The 26,289-nt window shown below is 74.8% G+C and carries 23 protein-coding genes; 14 read left to right on the forward strand and 9 right to left on the reverse strand.

Annotated elements, in window-relative coordinates; genetic code table 11:
* Window positions 1-214: 214 nt before the first annotated feature.
* Both GBN72_RS25950 and GBN72_RS25955 read left to right on the forward strand, forming a co-directional pair.
* Window positions 215-616 carry a VOC family protein gene (locus tag GBN72_RS25950; RefSeq protein ID WP_151774339.1) on the forward strand — a complete coding sequence of 134 codons (402 nt, stop codon included), beginning with the start codon at window positions 215-217 and terminating at the stop codon, window positions 614-616.
* A gap of 100 nt (window positions 617-716) precedes the next feature.
* Complete coding sequence (locus tag GBN72_RS25955) at window positions 717-2,360, forward strand: DNA repair helicase XPB (RefSeq protein WP_151774340.1); 1,644 nt, start codon at window positions 717-719, stop codon at window positions 2,358-2,360.
* 44 nt (window positions 2,361-2,404) lie between these two features.
* Here GBN72_RS25955 and GBN72_RS25960 read toward each other — a convergent pair whose 3' ends face one another.
* Window positions 2,405-5,107 carry a helicase-associated domain-containing protein gene (locus GBN72_RS25960; protein WP_151774341.1) on the reverse strand — a complete coding sequence of 901 codons (2,703 nt, stop codon included), beginning with the start codon at window positions 5,105-5,107 and terminating at the stop codon, window positions 2,405-2,407.
* 189 nt (window positions 5,108-5,296) lie between these two features.
* Between GBN72_RS25960 and GBN72_RS25965 the strand changes: the two genes are divergently transcribed.
* Window positions 5,297-6,373, forward strand: coding sequence for a hypothetical protein (locus tag GBN72_RS25965; protein WP_151774342.1), 1,077 nt, complete (start codon window positions 5,297-5,299; stop codon window positions 6,371-6,373).
* Window positions 6,374-6,449: 76 nt separating this feature from the next.
* On the opposite strand, the gene GBN72_RS25970 is transcribed toward GBN72_RS25965, so the two are convergent.
* Window positions 6,450-7,856: an MFS transporter gene (locus GBN72_RS25970; RefSeq protein ID WP_151774343.1), complete on the reverse strand. Its 1,407-nt coding sequence runs from the start codon at window positions 7,854-7,856 to the stop codon at window positions 6,450-6,452.
* A 344-nt stretch (window positions 7,857-8,200) separates the two neighbouring features.
* Between GBN72_RS25970 and GBN72_RS25975 the strand changes: the two genes are divergently transcribed.
* The 4 genes from GBN72_RS25975 to GBN72_RS25990 all read left to right on the forward strand — a co-directional run bounded on the left by GBN72_RS25975 (window position 8,201) and on the right by GBN72_RS25990 (window position 11,388).
* The gene (locus GBN72_RS25975) at window positions 8,201-9,133 is read left to right on the forward strand and encodes a DUF3027 domain-containing protein (protein WP_151774344.1); all 933 of its coding nucleotides are present in this window, start codon (window positions 8,201-8,203) and stop codon (window positions 9,131-9,133) included.
* 151 nt (window positions 9,134-9,284) lie between these two features.
* A complete protein-coding gene (locus GBN72_RS25980) occupies window positions 9,285-9,773 on the forward strand; it encodes a DUF2771 domain-containing protein (protein WP_151774345.1) in 489 nt (162 codons plus the stop codon).
* On the forward strand, window positions 9,740-10,522 hold the full coding sequence (locus tag GBN72_RS25985) for a futalosine hydrolase (RefSeq protein ID WP_246212914.1): 783 nt from the start codon (window positions 9,740-9,742) through the stop codon (window positions 10,520-10,522). The genes GBN72_RS25980 and GBN72_RS25985 overlap by 34 nt, the downstream gene beginning before the upstream one ends.
* On the forward strand, window positions 10,519-11,388 hold the full coding sequence (locus tag GBN72_RS25990; RefSeq protein WP_151774346.1) for a 1,4-dihydroxy-6-naphtoate synthase: 870 nt from the start codon (window positions 10,519-10,521) through the stop codon (window positions 11,386-11,388). The genes GBN72_RS25985 and GBN72_RS25990 overlap by 4 nt, the downstream gene beginning before the upstream one ends.
* A 38-nt stretch (window positions 11,389-11,426) precedes the next feature.
* Here GBN72_RS25990 and GBN72_RS35935 read toward each other — a convergent pair whose 3' ends face one another.
* Window positions 11,427-11,813, reverse strand: coding sequence for a cold-shock protein (locus tag GBN72_RS35935; RefSeq protein WP_151774347.1), 387 nt, complete (start codon window positions 11,811-11,813; stop codon window positions 11,427-11,429).
* Between the two features lie 178 nt (window positions 11,814-11,991).
* Here GBN72_RS35935 and GBN72_RS26000 point away from each other — a divergent pair, with 178 nt between their 5' ends.
* Entirely contained in the window at window positions 11,992-12,240 is a 249-nt protein-coding gene (locus tag GBN72_RS26000) for a hypothetical protein (RefSeq protein WP_439959811.1), read from the forward strand.
* Between the two features lie 139 nt (window positions 12,241-12,379).
* On the opposite strand, the gene GBN72_RS26005 is transcribed toward GBN72_RS26000, so the two are convergent.
* The gene (locus GBN72_RS26005; protein ID WP_281371906.1) at window positions 12,380-13,030 is read right to left on the reverse strand and encodes an HAD family hydrolase; all 651 of its coding nucleotides are present in this window, start codon (window positions 13,028-13,030) and stop codon (window positions 12,380-12,382) included.
* 104 nt (window positions 13,031-13,134) lie between these two features.
* On the opposite strand from GBN72_RS26005, the gene GBN72_RS26010 reads away from it, so the two are divergent.
* A complete protein-coding gene (locus GBN72_RS26010) occupies window positions 13,135-16,269 on the forward strand; it encodes a sacsin N-terminal ATP-binding-like domain-containing protein (protein WP_151774349.1) in 3,135 nt (1,044 codons plus the stop codon).
* A 490-nt stretch (window positions 16,270-16,759) separates the two neighbouring features.
* Complete coding sequence (gene thpR / locus GBN72_RS26015) at window positions 16,760-17,341, forward strand: RNA 2',3'-cyclic phosphodiesterase (protein WP_151774350.1); 582 nt, start codon at window positions 16,760-16,762, stop codon at window positions 17,339-17,341.
* A 124-nt stretch (window positions 17,342-17,465) separates the two neighbouring features.
* Here the strand turns inward: thpR and GBN72_RS26020 are convergent, their stop codons facing one another.
* The 3 genes from GBN72_RS26020 to GBN72_RS26030 all read right to left on the reverse strand — a co-directional run bounded on the left by GBN72_RS26020 (window position 17,466) and on the right by GBN72_RS26030 (window position 19,889).
* Complete coding sequence (locus GBN72_RS26020) at window positions 17,466-18,461, reverse strand: aldo/keto reductase (RefSeq protein WP_151774351.1); 996 nt, start codon at window positions 18,459-18,461, stop codon at window positions 17,466-17,468.
* A 62-nt stretch (window positions 18,462-18,523) separates the two neighbouring features.
* A complete protein-coding gene (locus GBN72_RS26025) occupies window positions 18,524-19,105 on the reverse strand; it encodes a Uma2 family endonuclease (protein ID WP_151774352.1) in 582 nt (193 codons plus the stop codon).
* 100 nt (window positions 19,106-19,205) lie between these two features.
* Entirely contained in the window at window positions 19,206-19,889 is a 684-nt protein-coding gene (locus GBN72_RS26030) for a GDSL-type esterase/lipase family protein (protein WP_151774353.1), read from the reverse strand.
* Between the two features lie 61 nt (window positions 19,890-19,950).
* On the opposite strand from GBN72_RS26030, the gene GBN72_RS26035 reads away from it, so the two are divergent.
* On the forward strand, window positions 19,951-20,973 hold the full coding sequence (locus tag GBN72_RS26035) for a WD40 repeat domain-containing protein (protein ID WP_151774575.1): 1,023 nt from the start codon (window positions 19,951-19,953) through the stop codon (window positions 20,971-20,973).
* A 346-nt stretch (window positions 20,974-21,319) separates the two neighbouring features.
* On the opposite strand, the gene GBN72_RS26040 is transcribed toward GBN72_RS26035, so the two are convergent.
* Window positions 21,320-21,583, reverse strand: a complete 264-nt coding sequence (locus GBN72_RS26040) for a DUF2530 domain-containing protein (protein WP_151774354.1) — start codon at window positions 21,581-21,583, stop codon at window positions 21,320-21,322.
* Between the two features lie 186 nt (window positions 21,584-21,769).
* Between GBN72_RS26040 and GBN72_RS26045 the strand changes: the two genes are divergently transcribed.
* The gene (locus GBN72_RS26045) at window positions 21,770-23,221 is read left to right on the forward strand and encodes an NCS2 family permease (protein WP_151774355.1); all 1,452 of its coding nucleotides are present in this window, start codon (window positions 21,770-21,772) and stop codon (window positions 23,219-23,221) included.
* Between the two features lie 52 nt (window positions 23,222-23,273).
* On the opposite strand, the gene GBN72_RS26050 is transcribed toward GBN72_RS26045, so the two are convergent.
* A complete protein-coding gene (locus GBN72_RS26050; RefSeq protein WP_246212915.1) occupies window positions 23,274-23,501 on the reverse strand; it encodes a hypothetical protein in 228 nt (75 codons plus the stop codon).
* A 142-nt stretch (window positions 23,502-23,643) separates the two neighbouring features.
* Between GBN72_RS26050 and GBN72_RS26055 the strand changes: the two genes are divergently transcribed.
* Window positions 23,644-24,084: a MarR family winged helix-turn-helix transcriptional regulator gene (locus GBN72_RS26055; RefSeq protein ID WP_151774356.1), complete on the forward strand. Its 441-nt coding sequence runs from the start codon at window positions 23,644-23,646 to the stop codon at window positions 24,082-24,084.
* 187 nt (window positions 24,085-24,271) lie between these two features.
* Complete coding sequence (locus tag GBN72_RS26060) at window positions 24,272-25,540, forward strand: MFS transporter (RefSeq protein ID WP_164540884.1); 1,269 nt, start codon at window positions 24,272-24,274, stop codon at window positions 25,538-25,540.
* Window positions 25,541-26,289 lie beyond the last annotated feature (749 nt).

A 26,289-nucleotide genomic window follows, 5' to 3' on the forward strand; every position in this document is an offset into this window, starting at 1 on the left:
CCGTGGGGGATGGTGGGTCCGCGAGGGCGTGGGTCTGCGGGGGGTGGTGGGTCCGCGAGGACGGTGGTTCCGTGAGGGCGGTGGGTCCGCGGGGGGACGGCGGGTCCGTGAGGGCGTGGGTCTGCGGGGCGGTGGAACCGCGGGGGGCGGCGGTTGTGCGGGGAGCGGCGTTCGCGGGCTTCGGCAGGGGTCCGGCGGGCCCTAGGGTGCCGGCATGGCGACCATCAAGCAGATCTCGCTGGGCGTCCACGACGACCGGCGGGCGGGTGAGTTCTGGCGGCAGGCGCTGGGCTACGCGCGACGGCCTCCGCGTTTCGAGGGAGACGACTGGATCGTCCTGGAGCCGCCGCCCGGTGAGCCGGGTGCCGCCCTCGCCATGGACACCAGCGAGAGCCCCGCCGAGGAGTTCCCCCGCGTCCACCTCGACCTGGACGCCGGCGACCGCGACCTCGACGAGGAGGTGCAGCGCCTGGTGGCCCTCGGGGCACGGCGTGTCGACTGGCCGCACCCCACCGACACCACGGCCCCCGGGGAGCGGCCGTACGTGGTGCTCGCCGACCCGGAGGGCAACCGGTTCTGCGTGGAGGGCCACCGCCGACGCGGGCGCCGCCCCTGACGCCGGCCGGGTGTTCCCCGTCACCCCGTCCCCGCCGCCGCGTGATGCACACTGGACGTTTGGCCGACGAGGTGCGGCCGAGTGAGGGAGAGGTGGCGCGTTGAACGGTCCGCTGATCGTGCAGAGTGACAAGACGCTCCTGCTGGAGGTCGACCACGAGCAGGCCGACGACTGCCGTCGGGTCATCGCGCCCTTCGCCGAACTGGAGCGGGCGCCCGAGCACATCCACACCTACCGCATCACCCCGCTCGGCCTGTGGAACGCCCGCGCCGCCGGGCACGACGCCGAGCAGGTCGTCGACGCGCTGGTCACCCACAGCCGTTACCCGGTGCCGCACGCGCTGCTGGTCGACATCGCCGAGACGATGGACCGCTACGGCCGGCTGACCCTCTCCAAGCACCCCACCCACGGCCTGGTGCTCACCACCACCGACCGGCCGGTGCTGGAGGAGGTGCTGAAGTCCAAGCGGATCGCCCCGCTGGTGGGCGCCCGGATCGACGCCGACACGGTGGCCGTGCACCCCTCCGAGCGCGGCCAGATCAAGCAGACGCTGCTCAAGCTGGGCTGGCCCGCCGAGGACCTCGCCGGCTACATCGACGGTGAGGCCCACGCGATCGACCTCCACGAGGACGGCTGGCAGCTGCGGCCCTACCAGAAGCAGGCGGTGGAGAACTTCTGGTACGGCGGCAGCGGCGTCGTCGTGCTGCCCTGCGGCGCGGGCAAGACGCTGGTCGGCGCGGGGGCCATGGCACAGGCGAAGTCGACGACGCTGATCCTCGTCACCAACACCGTCTCGGCCCGGCAGTGGAAGGCCGAGCTGGTGCGGCGCACCTCGCTCACCGAGGACGAGATCGGCGAGTACAGCGGGACGAAGAAGGAGATCCGGCCCGTCACCATTGCCACCTACCAGGTGCTGACGACGCGCCGGAAGGGCGTCTACCCCCACCTGGAGCTGTTCGACTCCCGTGACTGGGGGCTGATCCTCTACGACGAGGTGCACCTGCTGCCCGCGCCGGTCTTCAAGTTCACCGCCGACCTGCAGGCCCGGCGCCGGCTCGGGCTGACCGCCACGCTGGTGCGGGAGGACGGGCGGGAGTCCGACGTCTTCTCGCTGATCGGGCCCAAGCGGTTCGACGCGCCGTGGAAGGAGATCGAGGCGCAGGGCTACATCGCGCCCGCCGACTGCGTCGAGGTCCGGGTCAACCTCACCGACTCCGAACGGCTGGCGTACGCGACCGCCGAGACGGAGGAGAAGTACCGGTTCTGCGCGACCACCGCCACCAAGCGGAAGGTGACGGAGGCGCTGGTCCGGAAGTTCGCCGGGCAGCAGATCCTGGTCATCGGGCAGTACATCGACCAGCTCGACGAACTGGGCGAGCACCTCGACGCGCCGGTCATCAAGGGCGAGACCAGCAACGCGCAGCGGGAGAAGCTGTTCGACGCGTTCCGCAACGGCGAGATCAACGTGCTGGTCGTGTCGAAGGTCGCCAACTTCTCGATCGACCTTCCCGAGGCCACGGTCGCCATCCAGGTGTCGGGGACCTTCGGGTCCCGGCAGGAGGAGGCGCAGCGGCTCGGGCGGGTGCTGCGGCCGAAGGCGGACGGGCACCAGGCCCACTTCTACTCCGTGGTCGCGCGGGACACGGTCGACCAGGACTTCGCGGCGCACCGGCAGCGGTTCCTGGCGGAGCAGGGGTACGCCTACCGGATCATCGACGCCGACGACGTCCTCGACGGCGGCTGACAGCGACCACCGACCGCGCCCCGCGGTCGGTGGCCGGGCCGCGGTCAGGCGTCGTCGTCGGCGAGTTCGGCCGCGCCGGTGACGCGGTGGAGGGGGTACGTGCGGACGCCCGCCGCCGTGTGGTCGTGGGCGGTGACGAAGCCGCCCTCGACGCTGAGCGGGGTCAGGACCCGCTGCGTGGCGACGCCCTCCGCGTTGAGGTGCCCGATCAGCACCCGCGTCCCCGTCATCACCGCCATCTGCAGCGTCGCCAGGGTGTCCGCCGCCGAGGTCCGCGGCAGGTCGCCCTCCGGTACCTCCGGCGTCTTCAGCGGCGCGGTGGCGGCCGCGTCCCCGGCCCGGATCGCCCGCACCGCCGCCGACAGCTGGACCCCGTCCGGCGTCGGCGGCCCCTCCGGGACGGGCTGCGGCAGGGCCCGCGGCGGGGTCCGGTGCGCGGCGGCACGGGCGACCAGCACATCGCCCTCCGAGGACTCCGCGGCCGGGGCGAACCCCATCGACCGCAGGCCTTCCAGCAGCGTCGACGGGTCGGTCCGTGCGGCCAGCACGGTGGGCGCGAGCCGCCGCAGCCCCAGCCCGTGGGAACGGCCGTCGGCCAGGATCTCCTCCAGCACCTTCTCGTCGTCGCACCGCACGTACGAGGAGCACGCCCCCACCCGCAGCACACCGTGCCGCCGGGCGACGTCGTCGATCAGGTAGGCGAGCGGCTGCGGCACCGGCGTCCGCGCGTGCGCGGCGAGGAAGGCGTGCAGGTCCGCGGCGGTGCGGCCGGAGTCCAGCGCCCGCCGCACCGAACCGGGAGTGAACCGGTAGACCGTGGCGCCGCCCTTGGACTCGACCTCCGCCAGGACGTCCAGCATCTCGGCCAGCGGCCGCACCAGCGGCCCGGGCGCCACCGCCGTGAGGTCGGCCTGGAGCAGTACGTGGTCCAGCGGCGCCGGCAGCAGCGGCGTGAGCACCTGGGCCGCGGTGTCCGCGGCGGCGGCCTGCTCGGCGGGCGGCAGCGGTGCGGGGACCGGGTCGGGACGGCCGGTGGCGTTGGCGTTGAGGTGACGGTGCACCGGCAGCTTGTCGCCGGGCCCGGCGTCCGCGGGCGCGGCCCAGGAGTCCGCCTGCCCGGCCCAGGAGTCCGCCTGCCCAACCCCCGTGTCCGCCGTCGGCCCGGGCTCCGCCTCGGCCTCCCGCAGCGGCTCCCGCCCCCGCTCCGGGGCCTCGCCGAGGACCAGCGCGCGGCCGTGCGAGGCGAGCGCGCCCCGCCCGGTGACGCCGAGGCGTTCGGCCTCCTCCAGCGTCCAGCGGGCGAGCCGGGTCCGCAGGTCCTCCTCGCCGCCGGACGGGCCTCCGGACGAGCCGGCCGTCCCGTCCGCCCGGCGCAGCGGGCGCTCCCACTGGAGCCGGTCGAGCAGGGAGCGCTCGTCGGGCGCGGACCCGGCGGGCAGCGAGGCCAACAGTGTCAGCACCCGGTGCCGGACCTCGGGCGCTGCGGAGCGGTCGAGGCCGGCGCCGAGCGCGGACAGGGCGCGGTCCTTGGCGTCCCGCCCGCCGACCACGCCGGGCGTGCGGGTCGCGGTCAGCCAGGCCTGGGCCAGCCGGGCCCACCGTTCGGCCGGCGGCCGGTCCAGCCACTCGTCGGAGGCGGGGGTCGGCGCGTACCGTTCGTCGGCCTCCCCGTCGGAGGCGAGCAGGCCCGCGCCGAAGGCGATCTCCAGCCAGAAGGCCGCCTCCGGTTCGGAGACGCCCAGCGAGACGGACGTCCGCTTCAGGTCGCGCACGCTGAGCCCGCCGGCCCGCAGCACGGCCGGGCCGCCGCCGTCCCACAGCTTCAGCAGGTCCTCCACGGTCACCAGTGCCTGGTAGGCCTGCCCGGCCGCGGTGGCGTCCACGACCTGTGGCGCGTGCCGCGCGGCGGCCCGCACGGCGGACGGGAGGGGCTCGGTCACCCGGTGGGCGCGCCCGCCGCGCAGGTGCAGCGCCACCTCGCGGGGCAGCACGACGGTGCCGGGGGCGATCGGCAGCAGCAGGCCGCGGTCCATCAGCCAGCGCAGCCGGGGCGCCGGGTCGTGGGTGACCTGCCCGTACGGCGGGCCCCAGACCAGGCGGTCCAGGATCTCCAGGGAGTCGGCGGGCGCGTCGGACAGCAGGTCGGACATGCGCTGCGGGTCCGTGAAGAGCTCGGTGAGCGCGGTCACCGCGGAGACCGCGTCGTGGGTGGACGACAGCCCGGCGGCCGCCAGGATGTCCTGCACCCGGTTGGGCGACATGGGCACGGCGGCCTCCGCCACCGTGGGGCCCAGGCCGGTCGGCGAGGGGTGCCGGGGCGTGGGCGCCATCAGCTCGCGGGCGGTGCGCACCAGGCGCAGCCGGGCGTCGTCGCCCCACACCAGGGCCTGCTCGCGCAGCTTGTCCACGGCGTGCGGGAGGGCGCGGACGACGGGGGACGCGGCGGCCTCCGGGTCGTCGCCCTGCTCGCCGGCCATCAGCCGCAGCAGTTCGTCGTAGGAGGCGGGGTCGGAGGCGACGGCGAGCGCCTCCGCGGTCTGCAGGGTGAAGCGGTCCAGCCGCTCCAGGGCGCGAGCCACGGAGGCGCGGGTGCCGGCCCGGGTGGCCAGCTGCGTCAGGTCGGTGGGGACCGGGCTGACCAGGTCGGGGCGGGCGCGCAGCAGCGCGGACAACGACACGTCGTCCCGGGCGCGCAACGCCTCCGCGAGGGAACGGGGGGTGGCCGCCGGCTTCTCCTCGGTGCTCATCCGCCCAACGGTAGTGGGTGGGACCGTCACAGGCCGGGCAGGGCCGTGGAGGGGCAGGCGGGGCGGCGGGTTGGGGGTGTCCCGCGCGGAGTTCCCCGGTGACGGCGGGGCGACTGCGCTAGCGTGCCGAATGGGCGGCCCGGGGGTGCGCGGGGGTGGTCGCAGGGCGGTGCACGGGAGGTGGAGCGGGTGGGTATCGAGAGCGACCGGCTGGTCTACGACTACCTGAGCCGGGTCGGTGACGTCGCCCAGCAGCGGCAGTTGCCGTCGGCCACGCGGATGCGGCTGGTGACGGAGCTGCGGGGCGAGATCGACCGGCGGCGGGCCAGGACGACGGGGGACAGCCCGGCCACGGTGAGGCGGATCCTCGACCGGCTGGGGCCGCCGGACGCGGTGGTCGCGGCGGCGGGGGAGCCAGTGCCGGCGCAGCGGGTCCCCGACCCGCCGGTGACGCCGCCCGCGCCGCCCGCGCCACCGGTGCCGCCCGCGTCGGCGGCTCCCGCGGCCCCGGAGGGCCGGGAGGCCGAGGCGGAACCCGGACCGGTGACCTCGCCCGGACCGCGCCTGTCGACGTCCTCCACGGAGCCGTTCCTGGCGGGGCGGCTGTGGGGGCTGCGGAAGAGCGTGCCCAAGCAGCGGGCGGACGAGACGCCGGCATCGGCGCCGACGCCCGGGGCGAGGGCGGACGCGGGGGACTGGTGGCGGGTCGACGCGCCGGTGCGGGCGGACGAGGTGCCGGGGTTCACCGGCGGTGTGGAGATCCCCGAGATGCTGAAGCCGCCACCGCGGGCGCGCGGGGCGGCGGACGGGGCCGACGCGGCCGTGTCCCCGGGGGCCGGGGAGGCCGCGGAGGCCGGCGAGGGCGCCCCGGCCGCGGCTCCGGCGCGGCGGCGCCGGTTCGCGTGGGTGCCGCGGCGGACGGCCGGTGGTGGCCTCGGCAGCCCCGTGCTGGTGGCCGCCGCGGTGCTGCTCGTCGCGGGGGCGGTGCTGGGGCAGTTGCCGCCGCTGGCGCTGGGGTGGCTGATCGTGTGGGCGTCGCGGCGGCTGGGGCCGGGGGAGACGCGGTGGGCGCTCGTCACCATGCCGGGGGTCGCCGTCGCGGGCGGCGTGGCGTGGGTGTGGGGGCGGGCGAGCGGGCGGTGGGGCGCGGCCATCCCCGAGGGCGAGTTCGCGGCGGCGCTCACGGAGACGTGGCCGGTGGTCCTGCGCTGCGCCGCGGTCCTCTCCGCCCTGTACGTCCTCCACCGCGCCCGCCGCCCCGCCTGATCACCGCCCGCGGGGTCACGCCCGGACAAGGCGCCGCCCTGTGGCCGCCCCCGCGGCCGCGGGTGGTGGGGGTGGGTCACGCCAGGTGGCGGCGGCCTCCGGTGGTGGCGGCGTGGAGGAGACCGCGGGCGGTGAGGGCCCAGCCGGCGCCCACGATGACCGCGGCGACCCCGAGCCCGAGCGGCCCCACCAGGGGGAGGGAGATCCCGATCGCGCCCCCCACCACCCACGCCATCTGCAGCGTCGTCTCGGACCGGGCGAACGCCGAGGTCCGGACCTGTTCCGGGACGTCCCGCTGGATCATCGCGTCCAGGGAGAGCTTGGACAGGGCCTGGGCGAAGCCCGCGACCCCCGCGAGGACCGCCACCATCGCCGCCCCGAAGAACGCCGCCGCCAGCACCGCCGCGACGACCACCATCGCGACCACCGACACGATGATCCGCTCCGGCGGCCGCGACCGCACCCACGCCCCCACCGCCGTGCCCAGCGCGTTGCCCGTACCGGCGGCGACCCCGACGATGCCCATGGACACCGCCACGCTCTGCCCGCTCATCGGGTGCTCGCGCAGCAGGAACGCCAGGAAGAACAGCAGGAACCCCGACAGGACCCGCTGGGAGGCGTTGACCACCAGGCCGTGCGTGACGCTCGTGCCGACCGTGCGCAGCGCCAGCCGGGGCCGGTCACCCGGGGTGCGCCGGTGCGGGCCGTGCAGATGCTCGGGGTCGGCCGCCAGCAGCGCGGGCTCCTCCCCCTTGGCGGAGTCGACCTTCTTCGGCAGCGACAGCGACAGCAGCGTCCCCGCGACGAACACCGCGCACGCCGCGTACAGCGGCCACCGCGGCCCGAGCTGGTGCAGCCCGGCCCCCACCGGGGCGGCCACCCCGGTGGCCACCAGCCCGCCGAGGGTGACCCGCGAGTTCGCCTTGACCAGCGAGAACCGCCGGGGCAGCAGCCGCGGCACCACCGCGCTGCGCACCACCCCGTACGCCTTGGAGCACATCAGCACGCCCAGCGCCGCCGGGTAGAGCTGGAGCCCGCCACCGGCCACCGCCCCGGTGAGGACCAGCGCCAGCACCGCCCGCGCGCCCATCGAGCTCGCCATGGCGGCCCGCCGGCCGTACGGGATGCGGTCGATCAGCGGGCCGATCACGGGGGCCAGCAGGGTGAACGGCGCCATGGTGATCGCCAGGTAGAGCGCGACCCGCCCGCGCGCCTCGTCGGTGGGGACGGAGAAGAAGACGGTGGAGGCGAGCGCCACGGTGATCAGGACGTCGCCCGCCCCGTTCACCGCGTGGAGCTCGATCAGCTTGCCGAGCCCCGATTCGCCCGCCCCGTGGGCGTGGGTGGCACGGCGGATCAGCCGGCCGGCACCTCGCACGGGGGCCCTCAGCACGCGCCCGACGGCACGGAGCGGTCCGCCGTCACGGCCCGCTCCGCCGGTAGTTCCTCCCTTACGGGTGCGGGACGTCCGAGCGGCTGCCACCCCGTCATAGTGCCCCGCTCACGGCGGTTATGCGCTGTTCCGAACGGGCGGTTCGTATTGTCGGAGCAACCGGTCCGCGTCCGCGCGTGGCCGTCCGGCGCCGATCGGGATCGCCGGAACCGCCCGCCGGTGTGGGCCGACGGCCACGGAGCAGGTAGCGTTCGGTTGCGCGCCGTGGTGGTTGTACTCGGCCGCGCGCCTGAACTTCATCCCGCAGAATGGATGACATAGGTGCGCCCGAGCGCGATCGGGCGCGGACGTCGACGCGGCCCTCCGGTCCGCTCCGTCCGCTCCGCCGCCGTACGCGCGCACCCGTGAGACGGCGTAGGAGAGAAGCGATACCTGTGAGCGCAGCGACAACGCGAAGCCGCACCCCCGACCGCCTGTGCGCCGAGGCCGTCGACCTCGCCCGCGCCGCCGCCGAGGAGGCGGCCGCGCCCGGCGTCGTCGGCGAACACGTCGGCATGGTGTCCGAGGGCGACCGCGTCGTCACCCACTTCTTCGAGTGCCGGGAACTCGGCTACCGCGGCTGGCGCTGGGCCGTGACGGTGGCCCGCGCGTCCCGCGCGAAGATCGTCACCCTGGACGAGACGGTGCTGCTGCCCGGCCCGGACGCGCTGCTCGCACCCGAATGGGTGCCGTGGAGCGAGCGGCTGCGCCCCGGCGACCTGGGCCCCGGCGACCTGCTGCCCAGCAACGCGGACGACCTGCGGCTGGAGCCCGGCTGGACCGGCGAGGACGAGCCGGCGCCGAACTCCGCGGTCTCCGACGAGATGGCCGCGCTGGTCGAGGCGGAGGACGCCGAGGTCGCGGGCGCGAAGCCGGCCGAGCTGCCGGCCGGCCCGGCGCGCGGCACCATCGCGGCCGTCGCGGAGGAACTGGGGCTGCGGCGGGCCCGGGTGCTGTCGCGGTACGGGCTGCACAGCGCGGCCGACCGGTGGGAGGACTCGTTCGGGCCCAAGACGCCGATGGCCCAGGCGGCACCCGCGACGTGCATGAGCTGCGGGTTCCTCGCCCGGGTCGGCGGTTCGCTCGGGCAGGCCTTCGGGGTGTGCGCCAACGAGTTCTCGCCCGCGGACGGCCGGGTGGTCTCGCTCGGGTACGGCTGCGGGGCCCACTCGGAGGCCGCCGTCATGCCGAAGCCGTTGCGGCCGGCGCCGCCGGTGCTGGACGAGACGCGGGTCGAGTCGATGGTCCTGCACCCCGTCGCCGTCCCCGACGAGGGCTCGGTCCCGGCGACCGCGGACTCCTCCACGGAGGATCTCGGCCACAGCTGACGGTGCGGCCGCCGCGGGCGGCCGTGCCGCGGGTCGCGAGGGCCGGGGGCCGGGCGAAAGCGCCCGCTGCGGCCCGGTATGCGTCCCGTGCGGGAGCGGCACGCCGACCCCGCGTGACCTTGTCGTTGCCAAGGCCAGATAGCCTTCGGCCATGACCTCGTTGCACTCCGCCGGGCGACGCCGCCGAGTCGTCGCCGCCGTCGGCGCCGTTTCCGCCGGGCTGCTCGTTCTCTCCGCCTGCGACAAGCCGTCGCCCGTGGCCACCGTGACCGTCGGTTCGGATACGGTCAGCTCGGAGGCCTCCTGCTACGCACACGGCGAGGAGATCAAGCCGGACGAGCTGACCTCCTGCCTGTCGGACAAGGACGTCCCGACGCTCACGGTGGACCAGGACGAGACCGTCCGGTTCGGCGTCGACCCGGAGATCGCCGAGAGCCGCTGGGTGATCCTGATGAACGGCAAGCCGCTCGTCGCGGACAGCGAGCGCACCTACCGGACGATCCCGGGCAGCATCTTCTTCAGCCCGCAGTACGGCGCCCAGGGCGGTTCCACCACCGTCGCCATCCAGGCGCTGGACCCGGACGACAAGGCCAGGACCACCGGCCTGTGGACCTTCAAGCTGGAGGAGGGCGTCAGCTGACCGCCCGCCCCGCCCGCGTGCTCGTGGCCACCGCCGTCCCCGCCGAAGGGGACGCGGTGGCCCGCGCGTTCGGCCCCGTGGCCGGTGAGTCGCGGCTCCCCGGAGGCCTCCTCGTCCGCCACCTGCGGACCGGCCTGCCGAACGACCCCACCGGCCTGGATCTCCTCGCCGTCGGCGTGGGCCCGGCGCTCGCCGCCGCGTCCACCGCGACCGCGCTCACCGCCGCCGCCCTCCGCGGCGAGCCGTACCGGCTGGCCGTCTCGGCCGGTATCGGCGGCGGCTTCGCGCCCGCCGCGCCGGTCGGCTCCCTGGTCGTTGCCGACGAGATCACCGCCGCGGACCTCGGCGCGGAGACCGCCGACGGCTTCCTGCCGGTGACCGAACTCGGCTTCGGCGCCGTCACCCACCGCCCGCCGCCCGCACTGGTGCGCGCCGCCGCCGCGGCCACCGGCGCCGCCACCGGACCGGTGCTCACGGCCTCCACCGTCACCGGCACCGCCGCCCGTGCCGCGCTGCTGCGCGAGCGCCACCCCGGCGCGCTCGCCGAGGCGATGGAGGGCTTCGGCGTCGCCGAGGCCGCCGCCGCGCACGGCGTGCCCGTGCTGGAGATCCGCGCCGTCTCCAACCCGGTCGGCCCCCGCGACCGCGCCGCCTGGCGGATCCCCGAGGCGCTGGCCGCCCTCACCACCGCCTTCGGACGCCTCGCACCCGTCCTGAGGCGCCTCAGCACCGAAAGAGTGGAGCCATGAGCGACAACCGGACCGAGCCCGAGACCCTGCGCATCGCCTTCTCGCCCTGCCCCAACGACACCTTCGTCTTCGACGCCTGGGCGCACGGCCGGATCCCCGGCGCGCCCGCCCTCGACGTCACCTTCGCCGACATCGACATCACCAACGGCATGGCGGAGCGCGGCGAGCTCGACGTGCTGAAGGTGTCGTACGCGGTGCTGCCGTACGTGCTGGACGAGTACGCGCTGCTGCCCTGCGGCGGCGCCCTCGGCCGGGGCTGCGGGCCGCTGGTGCTCACCCGCGACGCCGGCGACCCCGCCGGTCTCGCCGGACGCACCGTCGCCGTGCCCAGCGAGCGCTCCACCGCCTACCTGCTGTTCCGCCTGTGGGCGGCGGCCGAGGTGCCCGGCGGCGTCGGCGAGATCGTGGTGATGCCGTTCCACGAGATCATGCCCGCCGTCCGCGACGGGAAGGTGGACGCCGGCCTGGTCATCCACGAGGCCCGGTTCACGTACCAGAACTACGGCCTGCACAAGCTGGCCGACATGGGCGAGCACTGGGAGGCCACCACCGGGCTGTCCATCCCGCTGGGCGCCATCATCGCCCGGCGCTCCCTGGGCGCGGGCACGCTGAACCGGCTGGCCGACGCCGCCCGCGCCTCCGTCCGCGCCGCCTGGGCGGACCCGGGGACGACGCGGCCGTACGTGATGGAGCACGCGCAGGAGATGGACCCGGCCGTCGCCGACCAGCACATCGCGCTGTACGTCAACGAGTTCAGCGCGGACCTCGGCGAGGAGGGCTACGCGGCGGTCCGCGGCCTGCTGGACCGCGCGGCGGACCAGGGGCTCGTGCCCGCGCTGAAGCCGGACGCGCTCGCCTTCCCCTGACCGGCGCCGGGCGCCGACCCGCCCGCCCCGGTCTGGACCTAGACGTCCAGCTCGTCGGCGACCGCCCGCAGCAGGGTGGCGACCTTCGCGCCCGCCGCCTTGTCGGGGTAGCGGCCCCGGTCCAGGGAGCCCAGCACGACGGTCTCCAGGAGCGTGGTCAGATCCTGCACGATGGATGCCAGCTCGGCCGGCTTGCGCCGCTGCGCCGCCGCCACCGAGGGGGCGGGCTCCAGCAGCGTCACCGCGAGCGCCTGCTCGCCCCGCTGGCCCGCCACCACGCCGAACTCGACCCGCTGGCCTGGCTTGAGGGCCTCGACGCCGACGGGCAGGACCGAGGAATGCACGAAGACGTCACCGCCGTCGTCGCGGGAGAGGAAGCCGAAGCCCTTCTCCTTGTTGAACCATTTGACCTTGCCGGTGGGCACGTCCGTCGTCCTCGTCCTCGTGCTGGTACTGGTGCCGGTGGTGTGTCGCGGGGGTGGTGGACGGCGTCGGACACCGGCCACTTCACAGGCTAGTGGGCACCCGCCCGGGGACAAGGTGTCCCCCGGCCGTTTCCCCTGGCTTGGGAACTACCCTGGTCGGGTGCGCGAACAAACACCAATGAATTCCGCGGACCGCCTGGTCCGCATCGGCGGCATCGTCTTCGTCCTCGGCGCGGTGGCCACCCTGGTCACCGTGGCGCCGCTCTTCCTGGGCACCACGCCGTTCCCCGTCTACATGTTCTGCCTGAGCATGCTGATGGGCGTGGGCTTCGTGATCGCCGCCGCGGGCGTGCTGAAGTCCGCCGCGGCGGGCCGCCGCGCGGCGCGCGCCGCGGCCCGTGGGGCGACGACGGCCCAGGGCGCCTGACGCGGAGATGGCCCGCCCGGTGGCCCGCATCGTGGCCCGCCGGGGGGCCGTCCGCCCGGCCGGTCCTGCGCGCTGCCCCGCGTGCTGCCCTGCGCTCTGACCTGGGCGCTGCCCGGTCGTGTGCCCGGCGGCACCGCGCTCAGGCGGCCTCGGGCGCCGGCTCCGGAAGGTGGCCCGCCAGCCAGGACGGGAACTCCCCCAGGTCCGCCAGCACCACGTCGGCGCCCGCCGCGCGGAGCTCCTCGGCCGGGCAGGGGCCGGTCGCCACGGCGACCGAGAACGCCCGGGCGCGCCGCGCCCCGAGCACGTCGCCCACGTGGTCGCCCACGTAGACCGTCGCGCCCTGCTCACGCAGCGCCTCCGCCTTGGCCTCCGCCCACAGGCCGCCGATCACCGCGTCGGCCTCGATACCGAGGTGCGCCAGGTGCAGTTCGGCGTTCGGCTCGTACTTCGCCGTCACCACCACGGCCCGGCCGCCCGCCGCCCGTACCGCGTCCACCGCCTCCCGGGCACCGGCCATGGCGGTCGTCGGGGTGATCGCGTACTGCGGGTACATCGACCGGTACAGCCCGGCGACCTCCGCCACCCGCTCCTCGGGGAACCAGAACGCCAGCTCCGTCTCCAGCGGCGGACCCAGGCGGGTGACCGCCAGGTCCGCGTCGACGAAGGTGCCGGTGCGCTCGGAGAGCGCCGTGTAGCAGGCGTGGATGCCCGGGCGGGAGTCGATCAGGGTCATGTCGAGGTCGAACCCGACGGTCAGTGCCGTCCGGGGCGTCTGGGTGCTGTTCACCCCGCCATGGTGCAGGCTCACGGTGACCGCGAGGTGAACGGGGTCGTCCCGCCGGGGCCACGGCGGATCGTGGACGGCCCCGCCAGGGCGCTAGCCTCCTTCACGTGAACGTGACGAGCACCGACCCCGGCGCCCCGGACCCCTTCGCGACGGCGCGTCTTCGCCGCGCCGTCCTGGACACCTGGACCGCCGCCCCCGCCCGCTTCCGTGAGGACGCCAACGCCGAGGAGGACCTGGTCCTCGGCGGGTACCGCGACCGCCTGGTCGTCGAGCTCGCCCAGAACGCCGCCGACGCCGCCGCCCGCGCCGGTGTGCCCGGCCGCCTGCGCCTGACCCTGCGCGACGGCGTCCTCGTCGCCGCGAACACCGGCGCCCCGCTCGACGCGGCCGGCGTGGAGTCGCTCTCCACCCTGCGCGCCTCCGCCAAACGTGACACCGGCACCGCCGTCGGCCGCTTCGGCGTCGGCTTCGCCGCCGTGCTGGCGGTCACCGACGAACCCGCCGTGGTCTCCCGCCACGGCGGCGTCCGCTGGTCCCTCGCCGAGTCCCGCGACCTGGCCGCCGCCGAGGCCGGGGAGAGGGACGCCGAGGGCCTCACCGAGGAGATCCGCCGCCGCGACGGCCACGTCCCGGTGCTGCGCCTGCCCTTCCCCGCCGAGGGCACCGCGCCGGACCCGTACGACACCGCCGTGATCCTCCCGCTCCGCGACACCGCCGCCGAGGCGCTGGCCGCGCGGCTGCTGGACGCCGTCGACGACGCGCTGCTGCTCGCCCTGCCCGGGCTGGCCGAGGTCGTCGTGGAGACCGCCGACGCGCCCGAGCGGGTGCTGCGCCGCCGCGACGAGGGCGACTGCGTGGTCGTCGAGGACTCGTTCTCCGGCCCCACCCGCTGGCGCACCGCCGCCGGTGAGGGCCCACTGGACGCGCGGCTGCTCGCCGACCGCCCCGTCGAGGAACGCCTGCGCCCCCACTGGTCGGTGACCTGGGCCGTCCCCGTCGACGAGGCCGGGGCGCCCGGCCGTCCCCGCACCGGTCCCGTCCTGCACGCGCCCACCCCCAGCGACGAGCCGATCGGCGTCCCCGCCCTGCTGATCGCCGCCTTCCCGCTGGACACCACCCGCCGGCACGTCGCGCCGGGACCGCTGACCGACTTCCTGGTGGAGCGCGCCGCCGGGCTCTACGCCGAACTGCTCGCCTCCTGGCGCCCGGTCGGCGAGGGCCTGATCGACCTGGTTCCCGGACCGCTCGGCAAGGGCGAACTCGACGGCGCGCTGCGTGCGGCCGTCCTGGAGCGGCTGCCCCGCACGGCCTTCCTGCCGCCCGCCCTCCCGCCCGCGGGCGACGGCTCCGACAGCGACCTCCCCGAGGCGCTGCGCCCGCGCGACGCGGAGATCGTCGAGGGCGCGGGCGCCGGTACCGTCCGGGTCCTCGCCGAGGTGCTGCCCACCCTGCTGCCCGCCGGGCTGGAGCGCCGCACCGAACTGCGCGCGCTGGGCGTCGCCCGGCTGCCGCTGACCGACGCGATCGACCGGCTGGCCGGGCTGGAGAAGTCTCCCGAGTGGTGGCGGCGGCTCTACGACAGCCTGCTGGGCGTCGACCCCGACCGGCTCAGCGGTCTGCCCGTGCCGCTCGCCGACCGCCGTACCGTGATCGGCCCCCGCCAGGTGCTGCTGCCCACGCCCGACGGGCCGCGGATCGAGCCGGAGGTCCTCGGCCGCCTCGGCCTCAAGGTCGCCCACCCCGACGCCGCCCACCCGCTGCTGGAGAAGCTGGGCGCGCTGCCCGCGACCGCCCGCGCCGTCCTGACCACCGGCCAGGTCCGCGCGGCGGTCGCCGCCTCGCTGGACGACGACGGCGGCGGCGGCTGGGACGAGAACGCCCTCGACGCCGACGAACTCGCCGACCTGGTCCTCACGTTGGTGCGCGACGCGAACCTGGAGCCGGGCGACGAGCCCTGGCTGGGCGCGCTGGCCCTGCCCGACGAGGAGGGCGAACTCGCGCCCGCCGGTGAACTCCTCTTCCCCGGCAGCGACTTCGCCCGCGTCGTCCGCGAGGGCGAACTGCCCGCCGTGGACGAGGAACTGGCCGGACGCTGGGGTGAGGAGACGCTCGCCGCCTGCGGCGTGCTGGCCGGCTTCGCGCTGGTCCGCGCGAGCGACGTCGTCCTCGACCCGGACGAACTGGAGCCGCGCGAAGGGGACTTCGCCGAACCCGACGACGCCGGGCTGCTGGACGCGGTCGACGTCTGGTGCGAGGACGTCCTCGACCGCTTCCCCGACACCCCCGTGCCGCCCGTCGCCACCGAACTGGTCGCCGTCCGCGACCTGGAACTGGTCGACGACGACCACTGGCCCGAGGCGCTGGCGCTGCTCTCCCTCCCGCCGCTGCGGGACGCCCTGGTCCAGCCGGTGCGGGTACTGATGCCGGACGGCACCCACGAGACCGTCCGCCCGTACACGGCCTGGTGGCTGCGCGGCCACCCGGTGCTCGACGGCCGGCGCCCGGCCGGGCTGCTCGCCGCCGGCGGCGACCCGCTGCTGCGGGGCCTCTACGACGAGGCGGACGCCACCGGTTTCGACGACGTCCAGGTGCTCCGCGCCCTCGGCGTGCGCACCACCGTGGACGCGCTGCTCGACGAACCGGGCGGCGCCGCCGAACTCCTCGACCGTCTCGCCGACCCGGACCGCGAGGTCACCCCGGCCCAGCTGCACGGCCTCTACAGCGCGCTGGCCGAGCTCGATCCGGAGCGGGTGGGGCTGCTGCCGGACGAGGTCCGCGCGGTGGTGGACGGCCGGGCGGAGATCGTCGACGCCGCCTACGCGGTGGTGGTGGACTCGCCCGACCTGCTGCCGCTGATCGCCGGGACCCCGCTCCTCCCGGTCCGCCCGGACCGCGCCGCCGACCTCGCCGAGCTCTTCCAGATCCGCCGCCTCAGCGAGACGGTGCCCGGCACGGTCACCTCCGAGGGCGTGGAGCACGAGGTGCCGGACGCGGTACGGGCGCTGCTGGGGCCGTCCGCGCCGGCGTCCTACGTGGAGCACGAGGAACTGGTGGTCGACGGCACCGAACTGGACTGGCGGCTCACCGACGACGGCACGGTCCACGCCGCCACACTGGAGGGCGTCGCCGCGGGCCTCGCCTGGGCGGCCCGCCAGTGGCCGCGCCGCTTCGAGGTGGCCGCCCTCCTGGAGGACCCGACCCGCACCGAGGAACTCGCCACGGCCCGCTGGTTCGACTGACCCACCGCGCGGCCCCCGCCGGTCCGCCCACCGGGCCACTCCGCCCGCTGGGCCGACCGGTGGCCGGGCCGACCGGTGGCCGGGTCGGCCGGCTGCTGTGCGGTGGCTGGTTGCCCGGTCCGCTCGTCCGTCGGGCCACCGGCCACAGGGTCGATCGACCGCCGCGTCGCTCCCACTGCTGGGTCGCCCGACCGCGGAGCCGACCGACCGCGGGGCAGGTCGACCGCAGGGCCGGCGGACCGCAGGGCGACCGCCCGCCCGCCTGGCTGCCCGCCCGCCTGGCCATCGACCACCGGGCCGATTGACTGCCGCGTGGCTGCGTCTGCTGGACTGGCCGACTGCCGGGCAACCGACCGCCTGCCGGGGCAGGTCCGCCGGTCGACCGGGCGGAGCCACCGGGCGGCGCGGGCGGAGGGGCGGAGTCGGCGGCGCGGGCGGAGGCTGGGGGAAGCGGTGGCGGTCGGGGGGTGGGGAGCGTCAGGCTTGGTCCATGCGCCTCTTCGCCGCCGTGCTGCCCCCGAAGGACGTGCTCCAGGACCTCGCGGAGGCGGTCGCCCCGCTGCGGGACCTCCCCGCCGGGCGGGACCTGCGCTGGACGACCCCCGCCCACTGGCACCTCACCCTCGCCTTCTACGGCGAGGTCGACGAGGACCTGCTGCCCGCGCTGCGCGAGCGGCTGGCCCGCGCCGCGGCCCACACCGAGCCGTTCGCGCTGGCCCTGCGCGGCGCCGGCCAGTTCGGCCGGGGCCGCGCGTTCTGGGCCGGGGTCGAGGGCGACGTGCGGGACCTGAGCCTCCTGGCCTCACGGGCCGAGGCCGCCGCCCGCAAGGCCGGCGTCCCCATGGAGGACCACCGCCGCTACCGCGCCCACCTCTCGCTGGCCCGCTCCGGCCGTGGCGCCGCCGCCCCGGACGTCCGGCCGCTGCTGGACGCGCTGGACGGCCACCGCGGCCGTTCCTGGACCGTCGACGAGCTGTCCCTGGTCCACAGCCGGCTGCCCCGCTCCGGCGTCCCCGGCGAGCAGCCCCGTTACGAGACGGTCGCCCGCTGGGAGCTGGGCGCCTCCGGTTAACCTCGAAGGCGTGGATTCCAAGACCCGTAACCGGATCATGGCCGGTGTGCTCGTCCTGATGTTCGTCGTCGTCGCCCTGGCCTCGGCCGTCGGCCGGTAGCCCGGCCGACGGCGTGCGAGGCGATCACCAGGCGAAGGCCTCCGGCGTCGGGCCCGGACCGGGGAAGATCTCGTCCAGCCCGGCCAGCACCTCCTCGCCCAGTTCCAGCTCGACGGCCCGCAGCGCCGACTCCAGCTGCTCGGCGGTGCGCGGACCGACGATCGGCCCGGTGACGCCGGGCCGGGTCAGCAGCCAGGCCAGCGCCGCCTCGCCCGGCTCCAGGCCGTGCTTGTCCAGCAGGTCCTCGTAGGCCTGCACCTTCCCCCGCATGGCGGTGTCGGCCAGCGCGTCAGCGGACCGGCCGCCGGCCCGCCGCTTGCCCTCGCTCTCCTTCTTGAGCACACCGCCCAGCAGACCGCCGTGCAGCGGCGACCAGGGGATCACGCCCAGCCCGTAGTCGCGCGCGGCCGGGATGACCTCCATCTCGGCGCGCCGCTCGACCAGGTTGTACAGGCACTGCTCGCTGACCAGGCCCATCGCACCGCCGCCGCGGCGCGAGGCGACCTCGTTCGCCTGGGCGATCTTGAAGCCGGGGAAGTTGGAGGATCCCACGTAGAGGATCTTGCCCTGCTGCACCAGGACGTCGACCGCCTGCCAGATCTCCTCGAACGGCGTCCGGCGGTCGATGTGGTGGAACTGGTACAGGTCGATGTAGTCGGTGTTCAGCCGCTTGAGGCTGGCGTCCACGGCCCGCCGGATGTTCAGCGCGGAGAGCCGGTCGTGGTTGGGCCAGGCCTTCTCGTCGGCGCTCATGTTGCCGTACACCTTCGTGGCCAGCACCACCTTGTCGCGGCGGTCACCGCCCTTGGCGAACCAGCTGCCGATGATCGACTCGGTGCGGCCCTTGTTCTCGCCCCACCCGTAGACGTTGGCCGTGTCGAAGAAGTTGATCCCGGCGTCCAGCGCCCCGTCCATGATCGCGTGGCTGTCGGCCTCGTCGGTCTGCGGCCCGAAGTTCATGGTCCCGAGGACCAGCCTGCTCACCTTGAGACCCGTGCGTCCCAGCTGTGTGTACTTCATGGTCCCCTAGCCAACGCCCTGACGGGGCGTCGGGCAAGAGGGACTCGTCGGTCGGCCGGTGATCACTCCACAGGGAAGTCCTTGGTGGCGAGGGTGAGGCCCAGGGAGGTGGAGGTGAGGTCGACGTCACCACCGAAGGCGACGATGAGCTCCGTCCGGTACTCGCCCTCCTTCGGCTCGGTGTAGACGTGGCACCGGCGCTGGTAAGGATCGGCGATGAGGTACACGGGAACGGCGGCCGCGGCGTAGGCCCGCTTCTTGGGCTCGTAGTCGTTGCGCGCTGTGCTCTGGGAGATCACTTCGGTGACGAACTCGACGTCCTGGTACCGCCAGCGCTCCCCTCGTACCGACTCCGCGCCGTCGCGCATCTTCGCGACATCAGGGCAGAAACCGTTGAGAGGGCCGGGGAAGTCGATACGCACGTCGGAAAGGACGAGGGCGTCCATGCAGAAGGCGTCCTCCAGAGCCCGGACGACCCTGCGGGTGATCTCCCAGTGGACACGCCGTTGCGGCGACATGTGAATGGCTCCCCCGACGATCTCGGCCCTGTAGCCCTCGGGGACAGTCATCTGGTCGAACAGGGCGTCCAGCGCCTGCTCGTCGACGGCGGCCATGTCGATCCCCTCTCGAACGAGGACGGTCATCGTGGCACTCCTTCCCCGGCCATGTCCTCGGTCGAGCACGGCCGGGGCTGCTCAACGACAGGCACGCCCGGCAGGTCACCGAGGGGATTCGCCGGGAGGGCTACGGCTCGTACCGGGCCCCGTAGCCCCACTCCTCGTACATCACGTCGGCGAACGTGGCCGCGATCCGGTGCTCGCCGGAGGCGTTGGGGTGGGTGCCGTCGTAGGTGTCGTGGTCGATGTCCCAGCCGGGCGGGACGGGTGCGAGCAGCACGGGGGAGAGGTCGGTGTGGAGCTCCGCGACCTCCTTGGCGAGGAGTTCGTTGAAGCGGGTGACCTCGGCGGCGAAGGCCTCGTCCTTGGTGGCGCGGACGTTGGGGATGACGGGCAGCATCACCATCCGCACCGCGGGCCGGACCTCCCGCGCGTCGATCACGAAGCGGCGGACGTTGTCCGCGGTCTGCCGCGCGTTGGTGTAGAAGCCCAGGTCGATCAGGCCGAGCGAGATCAGCAGCACGTCGGCGCGGTGGGCGCGGACGGCGTCGCCGATCAGCGGCATCATGTGGTGCCACCCCTCGCCCCAGCCGGCCAGGTGGGCGCGGGGGAACGCCGGGTCGACGTCGGGGGCGTACGCGAAGGAGTCGGGCCCGTCGGTGGCCGGGTCGTGGAGGGCCTCGCGCGGGCCGACGATCGCGAACGGCGCGTCCAGCGTGCCCCGCAGGTGCTGCCAGAGGCGGTAGCGCCAGGTGTGTTCCCCCGCGCTGCCGATCGTCATGGAGTCCCCGACGGGCATGAACCTGAGCATTGGATCATGATGCCCCGTTCCGGGCCCGCGACGCGACGTGAGGGGGGACACTGTGCGCATGCTGCGTCGCTCGCTCGCGTCTCTTGCCGGGGCCCTGGTCCTGACCGCCGGTGGTGCCGTCGCCGGCGCCGCCCCCGCCGTGGCCGACGAGGGCGGCGGGTTCACCCTCCAGGACCCGCGGATCACCGAGTCCAGCGGCCTGGCGGCCTCCCGCAGGCATCCGGGGGTCTACTGGACCCACAACGACAGCGAGGACGGCTCGCGGGTGTTCGCCGTGGACGGGCGGACCGGACGGACCGTCGCCACGGTCACCCTCGCGGGGGTGGGGCAGGCGCGGGACATCGAGGCCGTGTCGGTGGGGCCGGACGGCCGCGTGTACGTGGGGGACATCGGCGACAACTTCGACGGCGGCTGGGACCACGTCTGGATCTACGCGTTCGAGGAGCCGAAGGAGCTGCGGGACGCCACCGTGCGGGCCACCCAGTACGTGGTGCGCTACGAGGGCGGCGCGCGGGACGCCGAGTCGCTGGCCGTGCACCCGGGGACGGGGCGGGTCTACATCGTCGACAAGCGGCGCGAGGGCGACGGCCGCCTGTTCGCGGGACCGGAGCGGCTCTCGGCGCAGGGGGTCAACCTGTTCCGGCCGGTGGCCGACGTCAACGTGTGGGCGACGGACGCGGCGTTCTCGCCGGACGGGGCGCAGCTCGCGGTGCGCGGGTACCTGGAGGGCGTCCTGCTGGACTGGAACGGGGGGCGGCCCGAGGAACGGGAGCGGCTGTCGCCGCCGTTCCAGGGGCAGGGGGAGTCGCTCACGTACAGCGCGGACGGGCGGCTGCTGCTGTTCGGCAGCGAGGGGGAGGGGAGCCGGGTGGTCGCGCGGCCCGCGCCGGAGGGGGCGTCCGCCGGGTCCCCGGACGCGTCCTCGCCCGGCTCGCCGTCGTCATCGTCACCGGCAGGAGGTCCGTCCTCCGGGGAGGACGGGGGGCGAGGCGGTAACGAGGGGAGCGTGACGCTGGGCGGGGTGGCCGTGGTCGCGGCCGTCGTGGGCCTGTGGGCCGCGGCCCGCCGCCGCCGCGCCGACTGACCTCTCCCGCGCCGCCGCAGGTCCTGTCCTGCCACGGGCGTTGCTCTGCCGAGGGTTCCGCTCCCCGGTCCTGCCCCGTCGCGGATTCTGCCCCGCGCCGGGCGCTGTCCTGCCGCGGCCCCTGCTCGGCCGCGGGTCCTGCCCGTCGCGGGCCTTGCCTTGTCCCGGGGCGCGCCCCGCCGCGGGCCCGCACTCTGTCACTGGACGGCCCGGAACGCCGTCCGGAACGCCGTCCGGAACTCCGCCCGGGTGGCGGGAGGAAGGACCGCGGGAGAGCCGGACGGATGCGCGCGGGTTGCGCGCGCCGGAGGGCGGCGTCAGCGTGAGTGACGTGGCGTGAAACGCGTCACGCGGCGCCGTGCCGCTCCGCCTCGGCCCGCTTGATCGCCGTGTCCCGTTTGCGGACGTACCAGATGCCGATGATCCCCAGCCCGCCGCCGGCCAGACAGGTCCACACCCACCACGCGTGCCCGTTGTCGTCGAACCATCCGTAGAAGGGCAGTTGAACGAGGAAGAGGACGAACCACAGGATCGTGCCGCCGGTGATGGTGGCTACCACGGGCCCCTCCAGGGGCTCCGGCGCCTCGTGCTTGGGGGTCCACTTCGCCATGACCACAGTTTACGAGGCCCGTCGCACCCTCTTTCGACCCTCGTCACATTCGCGTTCAGAGATTCGCTAACGCCTGGTTTATATGTTCATACTGGTGGAGACACCGCCTGGCTGGATCAAATCGTAGGAAACCACGAGAGCTGCCGGGCGGACCCCCCAACCCCCCCTGTGCATCTGAGGTCCCGTATGTCCACCTCGGCCACCGCCAAGGCCACCGCGCCCGAGCAGCCGGGCAGCCGGCCCCGGTTCGGCGCTCTCGACCGCTTCTTCAAGATCTCCGAGCGCGGCAGCTCCCTGCCCCGGGAGATCCGCGGCGGATTCGCCACCTTCTTCGCGATGGCGTACATCATCGTGCTGAACCCGATCATCCTGGGCAGCGCGAAGGACATGTACGGGAACCAGCTCGACAACGCGCAGCTGGTCACCGCGACCGCCCTGTCCGCGGCCTTCTCCACCCTCCTGATGGGCGTCATCGGCAACGTGCCGATCGCGCTGGCCGCCGGCCTCGGCGTCAACACCGTCGTCGCGCTCCAGCTCGCCCCGCGGATGTCGTGGGCGGACGCGATGGGCATGGTCGTGCTGGCCGGTTTCGTGGTGATGCTGCTGGTCGCCACGGGCCTGCGGGAACGGGTGATGAACGCGGTGCCGTTCGGCATCCGGAAGGCGATCGCCATCGGCATCGGCCTGTTCGTGCTGCTCATCGGTCTGGTCGACTCGGGCTTCGTCACCCGCATGCCGGACGCCGCCCACACCACCGTCCCGCTCCAGCTCGGCGTCGGCAACCAGCTCCTCGGCTGGCCGGTCCTGGTCTTCGTCCTCGGTGTGCTGCTCACCTTCGCCCTGATGATCCGCAAGGTGCCCGGCGCGATCCTGATCTCGATCGTCGTGATGACCGTCGTCGCCATGGTGATCCACGCCCTCGCCGACGTGGAGAGCTGGGGCCTGACCACGCCCGAGTGGCCCGGCAACCCCTTCGCGGCCCCCGACTTCGGCCTGATCGGTCAGGTCAGCCTGTTCGGCGGGTTCGAGAAGGTCGGCCTGCTGACCGGCATCCTCTTCGTCTTCACCGTCCTGCTGTCCTGCTTCTTCGACGCCATGGGCACGATCATGGGCATCAGTGACGAGGCCAAGCTGACCGACGCCCAGGGCCAGATGCCCGGCATGAACAAGGTGCTGTTCATCGACGGCATCGCGGTCGCCGCCGGTGGCGCCAGCTCCTCCTCGGCCACCACCTGCTTCGTGGAGTCCACCGCGGGCGTCGGCGAGGGTGCGCGCACCGGTCTCGCCAACGTGGTCAGCGGCGCGCTCTTCGCCGTCGCGCTCTTCCTGACCCCGGTCGCCACCATGGTCCCGTCGCAGGCCGCCACCCCGGCGCTGGTCGCGGTCGGCTTCCTGATCCTGGCGGGCAACATCAAGGAGATCGACTGGAGCGACTGGTCGATCGCGATCCCGGCCTTCATCACCATGCTGGCGATGCCGTTCACCTTCTCCATCACCACCGGTATCGGCCTCGGCTTCATCACCTTCGCGGTGCTGCGCCTGGTCACCGGCCGCGCCAAGGGCGTCCCGGCCGCGATGTGGGCGGTGGCGGCGGTGTTCGTCTTCTACTACCTGATGCCGGCCCTCGGCCTCGCCTGATCCGCCCGGGGCCTGCCGGTCCCGCGTCCGGCGGCTCCGGCCGTCACAGCCACTACGGCCCCGCGTTCCCGTGCGCGGGGCCGTAGTGTTTCCGCGTCTCCTCGACCGCGGCCCGGAACCGCTGGTCGAAGTCGTCCCTCACGAGCGTCCGGACGACATAGTCCTGGACGCTCATTCCGCTTCTCGCCGCGTGCGTGCGGAGACGGTCGAGCAGGTCCCCGTCGACACGCAGGCTGAGCACACCGGTGTCGTCGTGACCCGTCGTCTGCGTCATCTGCATGGGGACGAGGGTCGCGCCGGGTGTGGACAGGTGTCCCGTTTCCGCTCCCGGGATCACTCCTTCGGGTGATGTAGCGCACCCTCCTGACGGCACCAGGCGTTTCCGGTGTTCTTTAGCCAGAGTAATGAGTTACTCTAAAGACATGCTGGACCTCACCCACGGCGACGATTCGGACGCCGTGAACGACCTGCGCTCCGCCGTGATGCGACTGGCCCGCCGGCTCAAGCACCAGCGGGTGGACGAGTCGCTGAGCCCCACCGAGATGTCGGTGCTCGGCACCCTCGCCCGCTGCGGCCGCGCCACCCCCGGCGAGCTGGCCCGCAAGGAACACGTGCAGCCGCCGTCCATGACCCGCATCGTGGCCCTGCTGGAGGCCAAGGGGCTGGTGCGTCTGGAGCCGCACCCGGAGGACCGCAGACAGAAGGTCGTCTCCCAGACCGACGCGGCCGAGGCGATGCTCGAGGAGAGCCGCCGCAAGAGGAACGCGTTCCTCGCCGCGCTGGTGGAGGAGGGACTCGACGAGGAGGAATGGGCGAAGCTCCGCGCCGCCGCGCCGGTGCTGGAGAAGCTCGCCCACCTGTGAGCTGGACCCCAGAAGGAGGCGAAACTCTTTGAGTTCGGGACCCGGAGCAGACTCCGCCCCCGCACCGATCGAACCAACGACCCCTGGCACCACCCGCAGGATCCGCACCGCCCGCACCGCCCGCACTGCCCGTCCCGCCCGTGCGGCCCGCGGGACCGGTTCCGTCGAACGGCCCCGCGAGGGGTCGATGTTCAGTTCCCTGAGGGTCCGGAACTACCGGCTCTTCTTCGCGGGCCAGGTCGTCTCCAACATCGGCACCTGGATGCAGCGCATCGCCCAGGACTGGCTGGTGCTCAGCCTCACCGGCTCGTCCACCGCCGTCGGCATCACCACGGCCCTGCAGTTCCTGCCCATGCTCCTGTTCGGGCTCTACGGCGGCCTGCTGGTCGACCGGCTGCCCAAGCGGCCGACGCTGCTGGTCACCCAGTCCTCGATGGCCGTCACCGGCCTCGCGCTCGCCGCGCTCGACCTGAGCGGACACGTCGAGGTGTGGCACGTCTACGTCGCCGCGATGCTGGTCGGCATGGCCACGGTCGTCGACAACCCGGCGCGGCAGACCTTCGTCTCCGAGATGGTCGGCCGGAGCCAGCTGCAGAACGCGGTCAGCCTCAACTCCGCCAACTTCCAGTCCGCCCGCCTGGTCGGGCCCGCCGTCGCCGGTGTGCTGATCACCGGCATGGGCACGGGCTGGGCGTTCCTGATCAACGGCCTGTCCTTCGCCGCGCCCATCGCCTGTCTGATGATGATGCGGGCCCGTGAACTCCACCCGGTGGAGCGCGCCCCGCGCGCCAAGGGCCAGCTGCGGGAGGGCATCCGCTACGTCTCGGGGCGGCCGCACCTGTACTGGACGATCGTCCTGATCGGCTTCGTCGGGGCGTTCGGGTTCAACTTCCCCGTCGTCCTCTCCGCCTTCGCCGACGACGTCTTCCACACCGGGGCAGGCGGCTACTCCCTGTTCAACACGCTGATCGCGGTCGGTTCGCTGGCCGGCGCGCTGCTGGCGGCGCGGCGGAGCCAGGCGCGGCTGCGGCTGCTGATCGCGGCGGCGTTCGCCTTCGGCGTGCTGGAGGTGATGGCGGCGCTCAGCCCCGAGCTGTGGATGTTCGCGCTGCTGCTGGTGCCGATCGGGGCGTTCAGCATGACGGTCAACGTCACCGCCAACACCGGGATCCAGATGGCGACCGAACCCGCGATGCGGGGGCGGGTGATGGCGCTCTTCATGATGATCTTCCTGGGCGGCACGCCGTTCGGGGCGCCGCTGGCCGGGTGGGCGACGGACGTCTACGGGCCCCGGGCCGGGTTCGCGGTCTGCGGCGCGGTCGCGGCGCTGTCCGCGGTCGTGGTGGGCGTGGTGCTCGCACGCGTCGGCCGCCTGCGGATCGCCGTGGGGTGGAAGGGCGTGCACCCCACGGTGCGGGTCGTTTCGCGGGAGCGGGAACTCGCCACCGCGGGGTGACTGCCCCCGGGCCCGCCCCGGCGTGCCGGGCCGGCCTCCGCCGGCCTCCGCCGGGTGCCGCCGGTGTCTGAGGCGCTGCGGTGCCGTGCCCTCGGGCCCGCCCCGGCGTGCCGGGCGTGCCTCCGCCGGCCTTTGCCGGGTGCCGCCGGGTGCCGCCGGCCTCCGCCGGGTGCCGCCGGTGTCTGAGGCGCTGCGGTGCCGTGCCTTCGGGCCCGCCCCGGCGTGCCGGGAGTGCCTCCGCCGGCCTTTGCCGGATGCCGCCGGGTGCCGCCGGCCTCCGCCGGGTGTCTGGGGCGCTGCGGGTGCCGTGCCCTCGGGCCCGCCCCGGCCGGGAGTGCCTCCGCCGGCCTTTGCCGGATGCCGCCGGGTGCCGCCGGCCTCCGCCGGGTGTCTGGGGCGCTGCGGGCGCCGTGCCCTCGGGCCCGCCCCGGCCGGGAGTGCCTCCGCCGGCCTCCGCCGGGTGCCGCCGGGTGTCTGAGGCGCTGCGGTGCCGACCGGTTCTGTCCGGGCCCACGCCGCGCCGCCCCGCCTCCGCGGGGCGGGCGTCCGTCGGGGTGCCGGCGCCGTGCCGGCCCGCTCCCGCCCGGGGGCCCTCGCGGGGCAGGCGGGGCGTCTCGGGGCCGACGTCCTCCGTCCGGGCCCGCGTCGCCCACACCGCCCGCCCCGGGCAGGGGCGGGCGCCCGTGTGGGCGCCGCCGGGCTGCCTCCGCCGGGGCGCTGTGCCGGCCCGCCCCGGCCGGCGGCCCTCC

It is taken from the genome of Streptomyces abyssomicinicus (assembly GCF_008974245.1).
Lineage (GTDB): Bacteria > Actinomycetota > Actinomycetes > Streptomycetales > Streptomycetaceae > Streptomyces > Streptomyces abyssomicinicus.